Origin of the sequence: Fibrella forsythiae, assembly GCF_017353175.1 — a bacterium.
Lineage (GTDB): Bacteria > Bacteroidota > Bacteroidia > Cytophagales > Spirosomataceae > Fibrella > Fibrella forsythiae.
Genome location: NZ_JAFMYW010000001.1, coordinates 129,738 through 146,334 on the forward strand (window position 1 = coordinate 129,738; position 16,597 = coordinate 146,334).

General features: G+C 52.2%; 12 protein-coding genes. 5 read left to right on the forward strand and 7 right to left on the reverse strand.

Annotation, left to right across the window (positions count from 1 at the left end):
* Window positions 1-25: 25 nt before the first annotated feature.
* Window positions 26-946, forward strand: coding sequence for an alpha/beta hydrolase (locus tag J2I46_RS00725; RefSeq protein WP_207327009.1), 921 nt, complete (start codon window positions 26-28; stop codon window positions 944-946).
* Window positions 947-956: 10 nt separating this feature from the next.
* Here J2I46_RS00725 and J2I46_RS33425 read toward each other — a convergent pair whose 3' ends face one another.
* From J2I46_RS33425 to J2I46_RS00745, 5 genes are all read right to left on the reverse strand, one after another.
* Window positions 957-1,055: a hypothetical protein gene (locus J2I46_RS33425; protein ID WP_374758071.1), complete on the reverse strand. Its 99-nt coding sequence runs from the start codon at window positions 1,053-1,055 to the stop codon at window positions 957-959.
* Between the two features lie 197 nt (window positions 1,056-1,252).
* On the reverse strand, window positions 1,253-1,456 hold the full coding sequence (locus J2I46_RS33285) for a family 43 glycosylhydrolase (protein WP_310588969.1): 204 nt from the start codon (window positions 1,454-1,456) through the stop codon (window positions 1,253-1,255).
* A gap of 45 nt (window positions 1,457-1,501) precedes the next feature.
* Window positions 1,502-1,627, reverse strand: a complete 126-nt coding sequence (locus tag J2I46_RS33290; protein ID WP_310588970.1) for a family 43 glycosylhydrolase — start codon at window positions 1,625-1,627, stop codon at window positions 1,502-1,504.
* 145 nt (window positions 1,628-1,772) lie between these two features.
* Complete coding sequence (locus J2I46_RS00740; protein ID WP_207327010.1) at window positions 1,773-2,771, reverse strand: pectinesterase family protein; 999 nt, start codon at window positions 2,769-2,771, stop codon at window positions 1,773-1,775.
* A gap of 17 nt (window positions 2,772-2,788) precedes the next feature.
* Window positions 2,789-4,405: a glycoside hydrolase family 28 protein gene (locus J2I46_RS00745; protein WP_310588971.1), complete on the reverse strand. Its 1,617-nt coding sequence runs from the start codon at window positions 4,403-4,405 to the stop codon at window positions 2,789-2,791.
* A 688-nt stretch (window positions 4,406-5,093) separates the two neighbouring features.
* On the opposite strand from J2I46_RS00745, the gene J2I46_RS00750 reads away from it, so the two are divergent.
* Entirely contained in the window at window positions 5,094-6,515 is a 1,422-nt protein-coding gene (locus J2I46_RS00750) for an META domain-containing protein (protein ID WP_229379426.1), read from the forward strand.
* An 87-nt stretch (window positions 6,516-6,602) separates the two neighbouring features.
* A complete protein-coding gene (locus J2I46_RS00755) occupies window positions 6,603-7,013 on the forward strand; it encodes a hypothetical protein (protein WP_207327013.1) in 411 nt (136 codons plus the stop codon).
* 77 nt (window positions 7,014-7,090) lie between these two features.
* Here the strand turns inward: J2I46_RS00755 and J2I46_RS00760 are convergent, their stop codons facing one another.
* Window positions 7,091-9,775, reverse strand: coding sequence for an MGH1-like glycoside hydrolase domain-containing protein (locus J2I46_RS00760; protein ID WP_207327014.1), 2,685 nt, complete (start codon window positions 9,773-9,775; stop codon window positions 7,091-7,093).
* Window positions 9,776-10,134: 359 nt separating this feature from the next.
* On the opposite strand from J2I46_RS00760, the gene J2I46_RS00765 reads away from it, so the two are divergent.
* The gene (locus J2I46_RS00765) at window positions 10,135-11,589 is read left to right on the forward strand and encodes a sulfatase family protein (RefSeq protein ID WP_207327015.1); all 1,455 of its coding nucleotides are present in this window, start codon (window positions 10,135-10,137) and stop codon (window positions 11,587-11,589) included.
* Between the two features lie 175 nt (window positions 11,590-11,764).
* A complete protein-coding gene (locus J2I46_RS00770) occupies window positions 11,765-13,324 on the forward strand; it encodes a sulfatase family protein (RefSeq protein ID WP_207327016.1) in 1,560 nt (519 codons plus the stop codon).
* A gap of 84 nt (window positions 13,325-13,408) precedes the next feature.
* On the opposite strand, the gene polA is transcribed toward J2I46_RS00770, so the two are convergent.
* Complete coding sequence (gene polA, locus J2I46_RS00775; RefSeq protein WP_207327017.1) at window positions 13,409-16,471, reverse strand: DNA polymerase I; 3,063 nt, start codon at window positions 16,469-16,471, stop codon at window positions 13,409-13,411.
* Window positions 16,472-16,597 lie beyond the last annotated feature (126 nt).

Sequence of the window (16,597 nt, forward strand, 5' to 3'; positions counted from 1 at the left end):
TTGAGAAGAACGAACATTAAACGCCATGCGCCTTATCTATCTGTTCAGTACGCTGTTGATCCTGGCGGCTGGTTCCCTGCGTGCGCAGGCATTTATGCCTCTGTGGCCAGCCGGTAAAATGCCAAACACCAAGGGGATGCGGTTAACGGATAGTATTGCTAATGAGCGGATATACAGGGTCGGAACGCCGGGGATGTATACGTTCTTTCCGTCGATACAGGAGAATAAAGGTGCAGCGGTTGTCATTTGCCCCGGTGGCGGATACGAACGCCTGGCCTATATTATCAGTGGGCAGCAACTGGCTAAGTGGTTCAACACAATGGGTATCAGCGCATTCGTGCTCAACTATCGGTTGCCCAACTCACCTGATCTGATACAGCGTGAACTGGGACCATTGCAGGATGCCCAGCGGGCGATGCAGGTCATTCGGGCTAATGCACAGAAATGGGGAATAAGGCCCGACAAAATCGGAATCCAGGGTACGTCGGCTGGCGGGCATCTGGCGGCGTTATTAGGCACCTCAACCAGCAACATAGCCGCGATTGGTGACTCCATCAGCCGCCTTCCAGTTCGTCCCGATTTCATGATTCTGGTTTCCCCGGTCATAACCATGGGGCAGTATGCCCATGCGGGAAGCCGGAAAAACCTGCTGGGCCCAAACCCGTCGGCCGACCAGCTGAAAACGTACTCGCTGGAGAACGCAGTAACCGCCTCAACACCACCGTGTTTTCTGGTCCATGCGTTCAATGATACGGGCGTCGACCAGCGCAATAGCCTGTTATTTTATCAGGCGCTTGTCGATATGAAGGTATCGTCAAGTCTGCATACATTTCCGCAGGGGGCGCATGCCATCGCACTCCGTAACAATCCCGGCTCTACTCAGCAATGGGTTACCTTATGTGAAAGCTGGTTGCGGGAGATGAATTTCCTGACCGACACAAAGTAGTGTAGAATACTTACTGGCCAGTTGCCGGTGCTGGTCCGATGCGAAACCAGTCGAAATCGGCGTAGCCTGAATCGTTAATCTGCGTGGTTCTTGTGCAGAAAATGCCCATTTTGGCTCCGATCCAGCGGCCAACTTCAGCCCGAAATTCGCTGCCCGCCTTTGCAAAAACTTGACCGTCTGTGCTGTAAATGTTGGGTCAAGTTCGTGGCCGTCGTAGACATTAACCCCTTTGTCAAGCACCTGTTGGCCACTGATACTTCGCTTTTTAACCGTGAGTATGCTTTTGATGCCGGCCCGGCTGCCAGCTCAGCCATGAACCAGGTACGTTTGCCCGTCATCATCCCACAAGGGGCAGGGATCAATTAACCCTTTGCCTGCTTCGACCAGCACAGGTGCCGACCATGGGCCCGCAGGATTGGTTGCCTTGGTAAGGTAAATGCCAAAGTCTGGGTCGGGGTTAGACGTAAAATTCGTTCTGGTGGTATCGCATAGCGGGAGCCCAAACCCCATTGCCATGTTGCGTTTTCTCGAAGTGCTCAATCGGCGGCTGACGTTTCAGGGCATGCCCGGATCAGCATCGAAACTAGACGCAACCAGGTAAAAATCGTTGTCTGCCCGGTAAACATCGGGATCGGAGTAGTCGGCGTTGAGAACCGGATTCTTAAAGGAGCGTTTGCCCAAATAGGAAACTCACACACGCCAAATCGGCCCTTGCAATGCCTGGTCGACGTTATGCAGATTGGGCTGAGCACAGATAGCGTGGCTCAGGCAAGCAATCAGCACACACAGAGAAAGGCGATTCACGGCAGCGAAAGTGAAAAATGAGCTAAGGTAACCAGGCTGATGTACCCGAAAAGATGGTTGCCAGCGTAAAACGTTGGGCTTCTTTGGCCGTAAGCTGCTTCGACCAGGTTACCCGCTTTGACTTGTCGCCGCCCGGCCCGGTGCTCTTGAACTCAGCGTAAAGGGCGGTTTTTTCGTTCATCGGGTTACGCCAGTTGTCCCAGCCTTCCGGTACAATATGACTGCCCATGTCGGTACGAATAAAGACCGTCTTAGCGTGTGGCCGCCATGGACGCCCCAGGAACACCTTCCTGGCCGTCTCGCTGGCGATGAGCTTACAATCGAGGAAAACAAACCCAAAGCGCTGATAGGCTGGCGTGGCCGCCGCCGTGATATACGAATCGGAGAGACTTTTAATGGTGCACGATTGAAAGACGGACATTGATTTTCCGAAGATGAAATCGGTTGTCCCTTCAATCCAGCAGTTGTCGTAATACTGTCGACTGCCTTCTGCGGCGGCAAACAACGTATCCTGATTGCCGAGCAGTATACAGTTTCTGCAGACAAACCGGTCGCCTTCGACATGTAGGGCAACGGCTTGCCCGACGCGGCCAGCCGTGTTTCTGATGGTCAGGTTTTCGAGAATGATATCGGGGGCGTCAACCAGCACCACGTAGGAGGTGTAGGTGCTGAATTTGTCTTTACCCGTTGCGTCTTTCCCCGCAGGATACGCCTTGCCCGAGAAATCATCGCCCGTGATGATAACACCCGCTTTGCTTTCGCCAATGATATGAATAGTTGGTTTCCAGGATGGAATCACGAGCTTTTCGGCGTAGATGCCGTTTCGCAAGTAGAGTGTGACACGTACCTGAGAGTGGTCGCGGAAGGCGTTAATGGCTTCCTGTATCGTTTTGAACTGACCACTGCCGTCAGCGGCAACGGTAAACGAAGCTGGGTACGTTGCCGATGTTGGTGTTGTGGTCTGAGCTGCCAACTTCGTTGAACAGGCAAACAGACACAAAAGCAGCAGGAATCTGACCATGAGTGACGATCGGGCGTTTACTTCGTTGCGCTGAAAACCAGCTGTTTTTCTGTGGCGCCCTGGCTGAACTCCGCTTTCGTTTGGGCTCGCGACAGATCGGTATTCGACATCCGTATCGCCTGACTCCGTTCCCCCTTCACCGCGAATAGCTGACTTGTTCCAGCGTTGTACTGTATGGTATCGAACGTGAGGTTGCTACTGTTGTCGAGTGCAATCACAGGTTTTGTTTGTTCGGTGATCAGCTGCACATTGGTAAACGTTATGCCCTGTGCATCAGTTAGTTCAATTCCTTTCTCGGCCTTTAGCACAAGTCCGGCCATGACGATATTGCGGACGGGCATTTCGGGTAATCCGCGAATGAACACGCCTTTAGTGGCTCCATTGCAGACAATATTCTCGAATTTCATGTTCCGAAAGATGGGCGTACCCTCGTTCAGGACCGGGCGTACGTCTCGCTCGCCATCTGTAGCGAATTTCACGAAATAATACATATCGAAGAAGATCGCTTCCTGCGCAATGTCTTTCATGAATATGTCTTTAGCGTAGATGTGTTCGACAACGCCACCCCGGCCACGCACCGATTTGAAACGAATCCCTTTATCGGTTCCCATGAACGTACAGTTGGAGACGAAGATGTAACGCGCCCCACCGCTCATCTCACTGCCAACCACAAAACCGCCGTGGCCATTGTATACTGTGTTGTTCCGGATAATTCCATTTTCGGTGGGCATGCCGCGTTTGCGCCCTTCTTCATCCTTACCTGATTTGATGCAGATGGCATCATCGCCCACATCGAGCGTACACCCTTCGATCAAGAAGTTCTTGCATGACTCGACGTCCATGCCGTCGCCATTATGGGCGTATTCCGGGTTTTTAACCGTCAGGTTTCGCAGGGTAAGGTCCTGGCACATGAGTGGGTGCAAACACCAGGCGGCAGAATTCTGGCAGGTAATGCCTTCGAGTAGTACGTTCTTACAATTGGTTAGCACAACCAGGTTGGGCCGTAACATGTCTTTCATGTCGGCAAAGTCCTGCGGCGTTTTGCCGTCGGTTAGCAGCATGCTACGGTTACCGACGCTTGCCTTCTTGAACTGCTCACTTGGGTACCAGGTTTTGCCATCATCTTTCAAGACACCGCCCGACGCCACTTTTTCCTGCCACTGGCTCTCGGTAAGCTGGTTTTTATTGACAGCCCGCCACACGTCACCGTTTCCATCCAGTATACCCTGACCAGTAATGGCAATGTTTTCCAGATTTTTGCCCGAAATGGGCGATTGATTCCGGGCGGCGCGTTTGCCTTCATACACGCCTTCAACCAGTGCATACTGGCTTTTATCGGGTGTAAACAGGAGGGTAGCCGATTTTTTCAGGTGTAGATTGACGTTGCTTTTCAGCTCGATTGGCCCGGTCATCCAGAGACCGGCCGGAACGAGCACCACACCGCCCCCTTTTTTACTGCAAGCTACTATCGCTGAATTGATGGCGTTGGTATTCAGCGTAATTCCGTCGGGCTTTGCCCCGAAGGCTAGTACATTCAGGGTATCTTTTCTGAAAGAAGGCTGGGCGATTCGGGGAAGATTTGTCCAGCTATAGGTGGGTGCCGGTTGTGCTTGAGCCGGTATACTTGCAATCACTGAGAAAGCAAGTCTCCACAGGAGCGTGTTTGTTGTCATGTCTACCTGTAAAGTCGAAAGGGTAGTGTAACATAATACCCTGGCACACACTATTTCTGTGCAATCGTTGCCGGGAACGTTGCCAATAACGATTTATAAGCGAAAGCGGCAATCCTTCATCGTTGAGAAGGGCTACGTTACCCTATGAAGTAGGACCGACTCAACTAGTAACAACGCCGTTTCAATCCATCTTCTTCATGGACAGGTACGTTAACTCGTTGATTGGGGTAAGCGTCAGACAATCAGCCTGATAGAGCTGTTTCTGATTGCTCCTTCTGCCGAATTTACAGGATGTTAAGGAGCAGATAGAGTGCGTTTTTGGCCGTTTTCCGCATTCGGAACAGGCTGACAAACAGGTTAATACGTCTCGAAACTGGCCACATGACCATACGTTTCTGTTCGGAAAGGGGAGAGCATCCGGCCGGTATGCAACTTACATCATCCTGGAATCAATTGCCCGGAGTGGCTGATTAACTTTTTTACCGGAGTACACCTGCGTATAGACAGTTACCGTTTGAGCAAAACGTTGGATCTACCCGAACAATGAGCGCTTTGCCAGGTTAAAGCCTTACCATCAGTACACTACGTTATGCTACCTGTCCGGATTCCAGTTGTATCAGTCTGCTTGAGCTTGATGGTAACCCTGGACATGCTGACAACGTTGGCATCAGCCCAATCGCTCAGAACTGGGTTTGATAAGGCCGAATACATGGAACTGATGAAGGTCTCGGCCCAATTTGGCGATTCAACCTATGTAGCCAGTTTTCCCAAACCACAACGATTCCAGTTGATGTACCGGTCAGCCGTTATGGGATTAGATAACCGGTGGGATCTCTGGACCGATTCGGGTGGAACAGCCGTGATCAGTCTGCGCGGAACAACCGCAAACAGCGTTAGCTGGCTCGCGAACTTCTATGCCGCTATGGTACCTGCAAAGGGCGAACTGCAGCTTTCCGATACCGAAAAATTTACGTACCACCTGGCCGATAATCCACGGGCAGCGGTACATGTTGGCTGGCTGGTCAGCATGGCGTTTCTGGCCAACGATATCCTGCCTAAAATTGATTCGTCGTACCGAAGAGGCATTAAAAACATGCTGATCATGGGTCACAGTCAGGGTGGTGGCATCGCATTTTTACTGACAAGTTACCTGTATGATCTGCAGCGTCGGGGAAAAATTCCCGCTGATATCCGGTTCAAAACGTACTGCAGTGCGGGGCCAAAACCGGGGAATCTGTACTACGCCTACGAGTATGAAGCCATGACGCAGGGCGGATGGGCCTATAACGTGCTGAACTCGGCCGATTGGGTGCCAGAGGTGCCGTTTTCCGTTCAGACGGTGAACGACATGAACCTGACAAACCCGTTTGCCGGGGCTAATCAGCTGATTAAGAAACAGCCTTTTTTTAAGCGGCTGGTGCTTCGTAAAGTGTATAGTGACCTCAGCAGACCGTCGCTCAAAGCACAGAAGAATTACCAGAGGTACTTGGGGAAAATAGCGGCAAACACCGTCAAGAAAAACCTGACCGGGTACGTTCCGCCCAACTATTACAACAGCAATCACTACGTACGTACGGGCAATACGATCGTGCTGCTAGCCGATTCAGCTTATTACAACCGTTATCCTGACAGCCGAGATCATGTGTTTACCCATCATTTTCACCCGCCGTATCTGTACCTGACTGAACGGACCCTGTCGCAATCCGGCGAATCGATGGCGAACCAGGAAACGTCGGAACTGACTGGAACATGGGAACTCAATTACCTGGCTTCAGCCGGTGCCGATCTGGTGACCCTGTACCCCAATCGAAAACCGTCGCTCACGTTTGACGCGACGAATCATCGTATTGCAGGGTCAACTGGTTGCAATTCGTTCAGCGGGCCGTTCTCAACAAATGGTCATATTTTCACCTTTCCGGAAGCCGCAGTGATGACCCGGATGATGTGCCCCGGGCCCGGTGAAGAGACGTTTCTGGCCATGATCAAAAAGGTAAATCGCTTTTCAATAACCGACAACACCCTTAGCCTGCTGACGGGTGATGTCGAGCTGATGCGCTTCGTTCGGAAGTAATTAACTGTACAACAATAGTTTAGCGTGAGAAAAATGGTAATAACCCAACATCCCCAACAACTACTAACAGGCTTACTCTTTATAGGCGTGATCGCATGCCAGAACGGGCAGAAAGCTGACACGGACAACACGGCCTCTGCAACTCCGGTGAAGGCTTGTTACGCCTACACGTCAGCAGCCGATACCATCCAGCTTACCCTGCTTCGGAACGACACGACGGTCACCGGTACGTTGCTTTATCGGCTGGCAGAAAAAGACCGCAACTCAGGTACGTTTGCTGGCCGTATGCGGGGCGATACCCTGGTGGCAGACTATACATTTCAGTCGGAAGGGGTAGAGTCGCAACGGGAGGTAGCCTTTCTGGTGAGTGGAGACAAACTGATCGAAGGCTTTGGCCCGATTGAGGAGAAAAATGGAAAGGCAGTTCGATTTTCATCACTGAAAAGCCTTACGTTCAGCCAGACGTTCCCGCTCTTGAAGGTTGATTGCAACGAGTGAGCGTAATCAGTTTATGGTTTACTAGAAAGGCCCGGTAACTTCTACCGGGCCTTTCTAGTAAACCATAAACTGATTCTTTACTTCGCGATAACCACGGTGTCTTTTTTTACCGATTGAGACACGTATTCAATGAGGTCAGCAACGAGTCCGGTCCAGCCGGTTTGGTGGCTGGCGCCGAGGCCGCTGCCATTATCACCGTTGAAGTATTCGTAGAACAGGATCAGCCCTTTGAAATTCGGGTCGTCGCCAAACCGGTTCAGATCGCCCATGGCAGGTACGTTGCCGGCTTCGTCTGCGCGGAACAGGTTGATCAGCCGTTCGGCAACCAGCAGGGCAGCATCTTTAATGCTCATAACCTGGCCTGAATGCGTTGGGTACTCCACTTCGTAATCGTCGCCGTAATACTGGTAGAATTTCAGCAGTGAATCAACCAGCAGGAAGTTCAGCGGGAACCAGATTGGGCCGCGCCAGTTGGAATTACCGCCGAAAATGCTCGTTTCCGACTCGGCAGGTACGTACTTCACACGCAGCAACTCGCCGTTCATGTGCAGTTCGTATGGCTGCTTTTCGTGGAATTTAGACAACGCCCGAATGCCGTAATCAGACAGGAATTCGGCTTCGTCGAACATTCGGCGCATCAGCATTTTCATGCGGTGACCACGCAGCAGACTCAGCAGGTGAGTCGAGCCTTTACCCGGCTCGTGCCAGCGCGATACCAGCGAGGCAAGGTCGGGCCGGTTGGTCAGGACCCACTCCAGCCGCCGGCGAAAATCAGGGAGTTTAGACAGCAGTTCATCGTCGATGATCTCAACGGCAAACAGCGGAATAAGGCCCACCATCGACCGGATTTTCAACAGACGTGCCTGTTTATCAGGTGTATGCAGAATGTCGTAGTAGAATTGATCCTGCTCGTCCCACAGGCTGATATGCTGTTTGCCGAGGTTGTTCATTGCCGAGGCAATGTGCAGGAAGTGCTCGAAAAACTTGCTGGCCATGTCCTGATAGGAGGGGCGCACCAGCGAGATCTCGAGCGCAATGCGCAGCATGTTCAGCGTGTACATGGCCATCCAGCCCGTTCCGTCGGCCTGCTCAATGCGGCCGCCCATGGGTAGCGGCTGACTCCGGTCAAACACGCCGATGTTATCCAGGCCCAGGAAGCCGCCACCGAAAATGTTGTTGCCTTCAACGTCTTTGCGGTTCACCCACCAGGTGAAGTTCAGCAGGAGCTTATGAAAGACCCGTTCGAGGAAGTTTACATCGCCGACGCCGTTCATCTGCTTGTCGATCTCGTAGACCTTCCAGGTGGCCCAGGCGTGGACGGGTGGGTTCACGTCCGAGAAATTCCATTCGTAGGCCGGAATTTGCCCGTTCGGGTGCATATAGTATTCGCGAAGAATAACGGCGAGCTGCCGCTTGGCGAAGTGGGGGTCAAGCCGGGCCAGGGTAAGCGTATGGAACGCCAGATCCCAGGCAGCAAACCAGGGGTATTCCCACTTGTCGGGCATACTCAGGATGTTGGCCGTGTACATATGCCGCCACGATTCATTGCGGGCATATACGCGTCCCTGGAACGGAATCGGCATTTTGGGGTCACCCTTTAGCCATTCGTTTACATTGTAGTAGTAAAACTGTTTGCTCCAGAGCATACCCGCGTAGGCCTGCCGCTGAATATTGGCCAGTTCAGTATTGGCATTCGGGCCGCTGACGGTGCTTGCCTGTAACTGCTGGTAAAATACGTCGGCTTCAGTGTGGCGCTGGGCAAACAACGCATCAAAGTCGCCAAATGGTTGGGTCTGATGGGTCTGATCACTGAACCGAAGTTTGATCGTGACACTGCCGCCTGCGGGTACGTTGCGGGTGTAGCGGGCCGATGCCTTCGTGCCAATCCGATTCGGGTTGACGTGTTCAGGTTTACCCGTTACGATGTAATTATTGATGCTGTCTTTGGGGTACGATGTGGTGTTTGGCCGGCCGTACAGACGTTCAGTGTTCGTTTCGTTCTCACAGAAAAGCAACTCGTCGGCATCTTCACAATAGAGCTTGTACTTGCCCAACTGCTTGTGATTCACCTCGATCTGACTGGTCGAAATGCCTGTCAGCATTGGGCGAGTGCTGTATTGCTCGTAGCCCCACGACCAGGTGTTTCTGAACCAGATGGTTGGCAGCAGGGTAAGGGGGGCATCCAGGTTGCCACGGTTGTGGGCAGTCACCTTCACGAGCCAGTCGTTCTGGTCAGCTTTGGCATACTCGATCTCAATATCGAAGTATTCACTGGTATCGAATATGCCGGTGTCAAGAAGCTCATATTCGGGCTCCTGCCGCGAGCGGCGCATGGTTTCGATGACCAGTTTATTGTATGGGAATTCCTGCTGCGGATACTTGTACAGCATTTTCATGTACGAGTGTGTGGGCGTACTATCAAGGTAATAGTACAATTCCTTCACGTCCTCGCCATGATTTCCTTCCGGTCCGGTAAGGCCAAAAAAGCGTTCTTTCAGGATATTGTCGCGGTGATTCCAAAAAGCGAGCGCAAAGCAGATATGCCCTTTGTTATCAGAAATACCCCCAATACCTTCGTCGCCCCACCGGTATGCCTTTGAGCGGGCCATCTCGTGGCTAACGTGGTTCCAGGCATCACCATAGGGACTATAGTCTTCACGTACAGTGCCCCAGGCTCGGTCAGACAGATAAGGTCCCCACTTTTTCCAGCCCTTATTATCGGCTCGGTCATATATACGTAGTTTCTCAGCTTCGGCAGGCATACAGTCTCCTGAAGATCGGTCGGATTAGTTCTTTGTGACTGATCAAGACCTAAAAATACGGCTATCGATGCATACTGGCGAAAATTCCCGGAAAAGTCATAAAAAAGGATATTCATTTCCCTTAAACGTGTAGGGTTGCGGTGACAGTGAACAAGTTAGTTTGCCAAAAGCCTATAAAGTCTGGTGTTCAACAGGATAAATCCTGACCGCCACAATCTGACGTGCAGGGAGAAGAGCTGGTACGATCGTGGCCGTATCTGCCATCGTCAGGATGAGTAGAAACAGACGTTTATTTTTGTTCATTCTAGCTTGACCTGTTTCGCGCCACACGCTACGGTAATGAATCCACCCTTACAGTTATGCTTCTATCTCGCTTCATTCGCATTTCTATAACAGGATCGATGCTTGCGGCCTGTTTTCTGCTTGTTGGCGCCGGGGAAGTATCTCTTGCCAACAAGCCGAACGTGGTCTTGTTTTTTATTGACGACCTCGGTTACGGTGACCTCTCATGTACGGGTGCTATGGGCTACACAACGCCTAACCTGGATAAGATGGCGGCTGAAGGAAGTCGGTTTACAAACTTTCTGGCGGCTCAGGCCGTGTGCAGTGCCTCGCGGGCCTCGTTGCTGACAGGATGTTATCCAAACCGGATCGGCATTTCGGGGGCGCTGGGTCCGTTGTCGCCAGTTGGGCTGAATCCGTCTGAAGAAACGCTGCCTGAATTACTGAAAGAGCAGGGTTACGCGACGGGCATTTTCGGCAAATGGCATCTGGGCGATAAGCCGGCATTTTTACCCTTGCAACATGGCTTTGACGAATATTATGGCGTGCCTTACTCGCACGATATGTGGCCACTGCATCCCGATCAGGCACGGGCCAACTACCCGCCGTTGTTTCTGATCGATGGGAATAAGCCAACGAAGGAGGTGAAAACCCTGGACGACGCCAGTCAGCTAACGCCTGGCTTCACCGACCGGGCTATTTCGTTTATTCGCAGGCACAAAAACAGGCCATTCTTCCTATACATACCGCATCCGCTGCCACACGTTCCATTGGCCGCTTCATCGCGGTTTCGTGGAAAAAGCAGGCTTGGCCTGTTCGGCGACGTACTGATGGAACTCGATTGGTCGGTTGGGCAGGTGATGCAGGAATTAAAACAACAGGGAATTGATCGGAACACGCTGGTGATCTTCATCAGCGACAACGGCCCCTGGCTCAACTACGGTGATCATGCTGGCTCGGCGGGCGGCTTGCGGGAGGGAAAAGGAACCACATTTGAGGGCGGTCACCGCGTTCCATGTCTGGTACGCTGGCCCGGTGTGGTGCCAGCCGGGCGAGTGAGCAATAAGCTGTTGACTACGATGGATATTCTGCCGACAGTTGCCAGACTAGGTGGTGCCCGGCTACCAAGCCAGCGCATAGACGGTGTCGACTGGCGTGCGTTGCTGAAAGGCGATGAATCAGTGACGCCGCGTGATCACTTCTATTACTATTATCGAAAAAACAGCCTCGAGGCCGTTCGGAAAGGTGACTGGAAGCTAATATTTGCCCATCCGGGACGTACCTACGAAGGGTTCATGCCCGGGCAGGGCGGGAAGCCAGGACCGAACACGGAGAATCGTGCCTTCCCGCTGGCTCTCTACGACCTTCGCCGCGATCCCGGCGAACGGTACGACGTGCGTGAACAACACCCTGAGATTGTAGCTGAACTTGAAAAGCTGGCCGAAGAAGCTCGGGATGATTTAGGCGACGATCTCCAAAAGCGAACAGGGCGTAACAACAGGGTTGCCGGCTCTGTGGCTCAGGTACGTTGACCGGGCGGGCGTTTGTACGTATCTGGGCTTTTCTCCGGTATACAAACCGATCTGCTGAAAGGAGCTGATGAGGCCAGCAGTGCTTTAGCTCCGGGAGATAAGCCGGAGAAAAACTGCGGTTATGAATAGACAAAATCTTTATCCAGTCAAGATCCTATTTTAGTCCAATACATATATGAAGAATCATTTGGTTGGTATAACTGGCGTTTTGTTGCTGACAGGTACGTTGTTGGCGCTGAAACCGCAACCGGACGCCGCGGTTTCATTCGCATCGGCAAAGCCCAAACCGCCTGTTCGGCCGAAGAATATCATCTACATCCTGGCCGATGATCACCGCTATGATTTCATGGGGTTTACCGGCAAAGTAGCTGGCCTGAAAACACCAAACCTTGACAGACTGGCGGCAGAGGGGGCACATGTCAGAAATGCGTTTGTCAGCACGGCGCTTTGCTCGCCTAGCCGGGCGAGTATCCTGAGCGGGCAGTACGCACACACGCACAAGGTGGTAGATAATTTTGCTCCGCTGACGCCCGGCCTGAAATTCTTTCCGCAATACCTCCAGAAAGCAGGCTATAAAACAGCATTCCTGGGGAAGTGGCACATGGGAAATACGGACGATGCGCCCCAGCCCGGTTTCGATTACTGGCTCAGTTTTAAAGGACAGGGCGATTATTACAATCCCACGTTTAATATCAATGGCAAGCGCGTCAGCTACACAGACAGCAGCTACACCAGCGATCTGCTCACCGATTATGCGTTGAGGTGGCTCAGTTCGCTCGATAAGTCGAAGCCGTTCTGTGTTTACCTGTCGCACAAGGCGGTCCATGCTGAGTTCCAACCGGCAAAACGGCACCGGGGAATGTACAAAAACATGCCGATCAACTACCCGCAAACCATGTACCTGACGGCCACAGACTCCAGTAGGCAGTGGGGATCAAAACCAGCGGTCAATCCGGAGATGGGGCCGTTGAAGGTCAATATGGCCGATATGCCCAACTGGGTGAAGCAGCAACGGTACAGCTGGCACGGCGTCGATTACATGTATCACGGCCAGATAGGCTTCAACGATTTCTACCGCCAATACTGCGAAACACTGATGGGCGTCGACAATAGTGTTGGGCGGGTACTGAAGTGGCTGGAAGACAATGGTCAACTGGAAAATACACTGGTTGTGTACATGGGCGATAATGGGTTCAGCTTCGGCGAACACGGCCTGATCGACAAGCGCCATATGTACGAAGAATCGATGCGGGTGCCGTTGCTGGTGCGTTGCCCAACAAGGGTGAAGGCGGGCACGAAGCTGGATCAGGTGGTGCAGAACGTGGATATAGCGCCCACACTGCTGGCATATGCCGGCATTGCCAAGCCTGCTCAGATGCAGGGAAATTCATTTTTGCCCCTGCTTCAGGGCAAGTCTATCCCCTGGCGCGAACAGGCATTTTACGAATATTATTGGGAAGCCGATTTCCCGCAGACACCAACGATGTTCGGCGTACGAACTGATCGCTACAAGTACATTTTCAACCACGGCGTTTGGGACGCCAACGAACTGTACGACCTGAAAAATGACCCGCAGGAGGTGAACAACCTGATCCGAAGTGCTGATCATCAGGCAATTGCCAAAGAAATGAAAAGCAAGGTTTTCGATTGGCTCGAATCAACGGGTGGTCTGCAAATTCCGCTACACCCGATTCGGCAGAAACGGAATGATCACCGGTATAAGGGGGTATATTAGGAGGGGATTAGTTGGTTGAGTGGTTAATTGGTTGATTGGTTGGCTCTGCAGGATGTTACCAGCCAACCAATCAACCAATTACCATCAATGCGCTACCAGCCAGTTTTCGCCGAAGCCGACGCCGGTTTCCATAGCGACGGCCATCGGAATCGCGGTTTTCATAATGCGATCGACGTTTTCTTTCAGGAAGTCGAGTTCTGATTTGTGGGCGTCGAAGACTAATTCATCATGCACGGTCAGAATCATTTTAGACTTCAGATTTTCGCGGAGCATGAACTGATGGATGTTGATCATGGCAATCTTTAGCATGTCGGCCGCACTGCCCTGGATGGGTGCATTGACGGCGTTACGCTCGGCGAACATCCGGTCGGTCACGTTACGCGAATTGATGTCGCGCAGGTAGCGGCGGCGTCCCAGAATTGTTTCGGCATAGCCGCAGTTGCGTGCCTTATCGATGCTTTGATCCATATAGGCTTTTACCGCCGAAAACTCCTGGAAATATTCTTCGATGATTTGCCCGGCCTCTTTACGCGGGATCTTCAGGCGTTGCGACAGACCGAACGAGGAAATGCCGTAAATGATACCAAAGTTGATTGTCTTGGCTTTCCGGCGCATCTCGCTCGTTACTTCCGAAATAGGTACGTGGAAAACCTTGCTCGCCGTTTGGGTATGAATGTCGATGTTATTGTTAAATGCATCGAGCATTGTCTGGTCGCCGCTGAAGGCTGCCATGATCCGCAGTTCGATCTGCGAATAGTCGGCCGACATGATCAGGAAGTCATCGGAGCGGGGCACAAATGCTTTCCGAATTTCCTGTCCACGTGGTGTACGGATCGGAATGTTTTGCAGGTTCGGATTCGTGGACGACAACCGACCTGTTGACGCAACTGCCTGATTGAACGATGTATGCACCCGTCCTGTTCGGGGCGAGATCAATAAAGGCAATGCATCGACGTAGGTGTTCTTCAGCTTGATCAGTTCACGATAGTCGAGAATTTTGCCGATGATCGGGTTCTCGGCTTCCAGCTTCGAGAGTACTTCTTCTCCGGTCGCATACTGCCCCGTTTTAGTCTTCTTGGCGTTCTTGTCGAGGTTTAGCTTATCAAACAGAATTTCGCCCAGTTGTTTCGGTGAGCCAATATTAAATGCTCCGCCTGCAATCTCGTAAATCTCGGCCTGCACCTGCTTCATGTCGATGTCCAGGGTAGACGAAAGCTCTGCCAAGGCGCTGGTATCCAGGGTGATGCCCTCCAGCTCAATATCGGCCAGCACTTGTACCAACGGCATTTCAACCTGATCGAACAGCTTGTGCAGGCTGTCTTTATTGAGCATTGGCGCAAAGGTATCGCGCAGTTGCATTGTCACGTCGGCATCTTCGGCGGCGTATTCGACTACGCGCTGAATGTCGACTTCGCGCATGGTCAATTGCCCTTTCCCCTTTTTGCCAATCAGCGACTCAATAGCGACGGGCTGGTAGTTGAGGTAAACCTCGGCCATCACGTCCATGTTGTGCCGTTGCTCGGGCTCGATCAGGTAGTGGGCCAGCATGGTATCGAAGAGTGGACCACGTACCTGAACGCCGTACTTCTTCAGCATCAACAGATCGTACTTCAGATTCTGGCCCACTTTCTCGATGGATTCGTTTTCGAAGAACGGCTTGAATAAATCGACAACCGCCTGAGCCTCCTCCCGATCAGCCGGAACGGGTACGTAGAAAGCTTCGCCTTTCAGATACGAAAACGACAGTCCGACAAGATCCGCCTCAACGGGGTCAATGGCGGTGGTTTCGGAATCGAAACAGACGCTGGGTTGCTGACTCAGGTACGTTACCAGACTGGCACGCAGTTCGGGCGTATCAACGAGCCGGTAATCATGAACAACAGAATTGATCGTTTTTCGGCGTTCAGTTGAAAAAGCGGTATCTACTTCTGATTCGTGTGCATCATCGCCCCAGCTAGCTGACTCTATAGCCCTGGGTACGTCGGCACCGGGTGCGTCTTCAGTCGGAGCGTTGTCGGTAACAAGGCCAGGCGTAGCCGCTTCGCCCGAACTCGTAGGAACCGTGACGGGCGTTGCCTTTGCCGTACGTGTTTTCCTGGGAGAACTGGCCGTGGTGCTGTCGCCAAAATCAAAAGGAAGATCATCGGCACCGCTGGGCGACTGGCCATTGCCTGAGGGCATCGGCATAAAAGCAGGTGACGGATCGAACAGCCCTATTTGCCCGCCCGGCGACTTTACGAATTCACTTTTAAGGGGCGTAGGCGCGTCGCCCAACAAGCGGGTTTTCATTTGCCGGAACTCCAGCTCATCGAGCAAAGCGCCAAGGCGTTCTTTATCGTAATCGGTATGCAACAGCGCAGCTTCGTCGAATTCGACGGGTACCTCCAGGTGGATGGTGGCCAGTTCTTTCGACAACAGCCCCTGCTGACCATACTGCACCACATTTTCTTTGAGCTTACCTTTTAGCTGATCGGCATTGGCAATCAGGTTTTCTACGCTGCCATATTCAGTTATGAGCTTCTGCGCCGTTTTTTCGCCGATACCCGGAATGCCCGGAATGTTATCGACCGCGTCGCCAACCAGCCCCAGCATGTCTACAACCTGACTTATTTTCTCAATACCCCATCGTTCGCAGATTTCAGCAACTCCCAGTTTTTCGGCGGCCTTGCCCATGAAAGCGGGCTTATAGATATACACGCAGTCGTTGACCAACTGCCCGTAATCTTTATCGGGCGTCATCATGTAGGTCTCAAACTCGCCCGTGGCGCAGGCACGGTGGGCCAGCGTCCCGATGATGTCGTCGGCTTCGTATCCCGGCATGATCAGCATCGGAATGTTCATGGCCGCAATGATCTCTTTGATGTAGGGAATGGCCACCGAAATGTCTTCAGGCTGCGACTGACGTGTGGCTTTGTACATCGGAAACTGCTCGTGCCGGAAGGTCTTTTTCGAGTGGTCGAAAGCAACGCCGATGTGGGTAGGTTTCTCTTTTTGAAGTACCTCCATCATCGAGTTCATGAACCCGAAAATGGCACTGGTATTAACGCCTTTACTGGAGATGCGCGGGTTTTTGTTGAACGCAAAATGTGCCCGATAAATCAACGCCAGGGCGTCTAAAAGGAAGAGTTTCTTTTGTGGTTTAGCCATTATGGAAAAGTCAGTTGTGCCGTCTGCAGCAGTGGTCGTCGATAGCCATTCGTTGACACTCATTGTCTTACAATATAACAATGAATGAATGCAGCATAGACCGCACAAATGACTATAAATGATGCC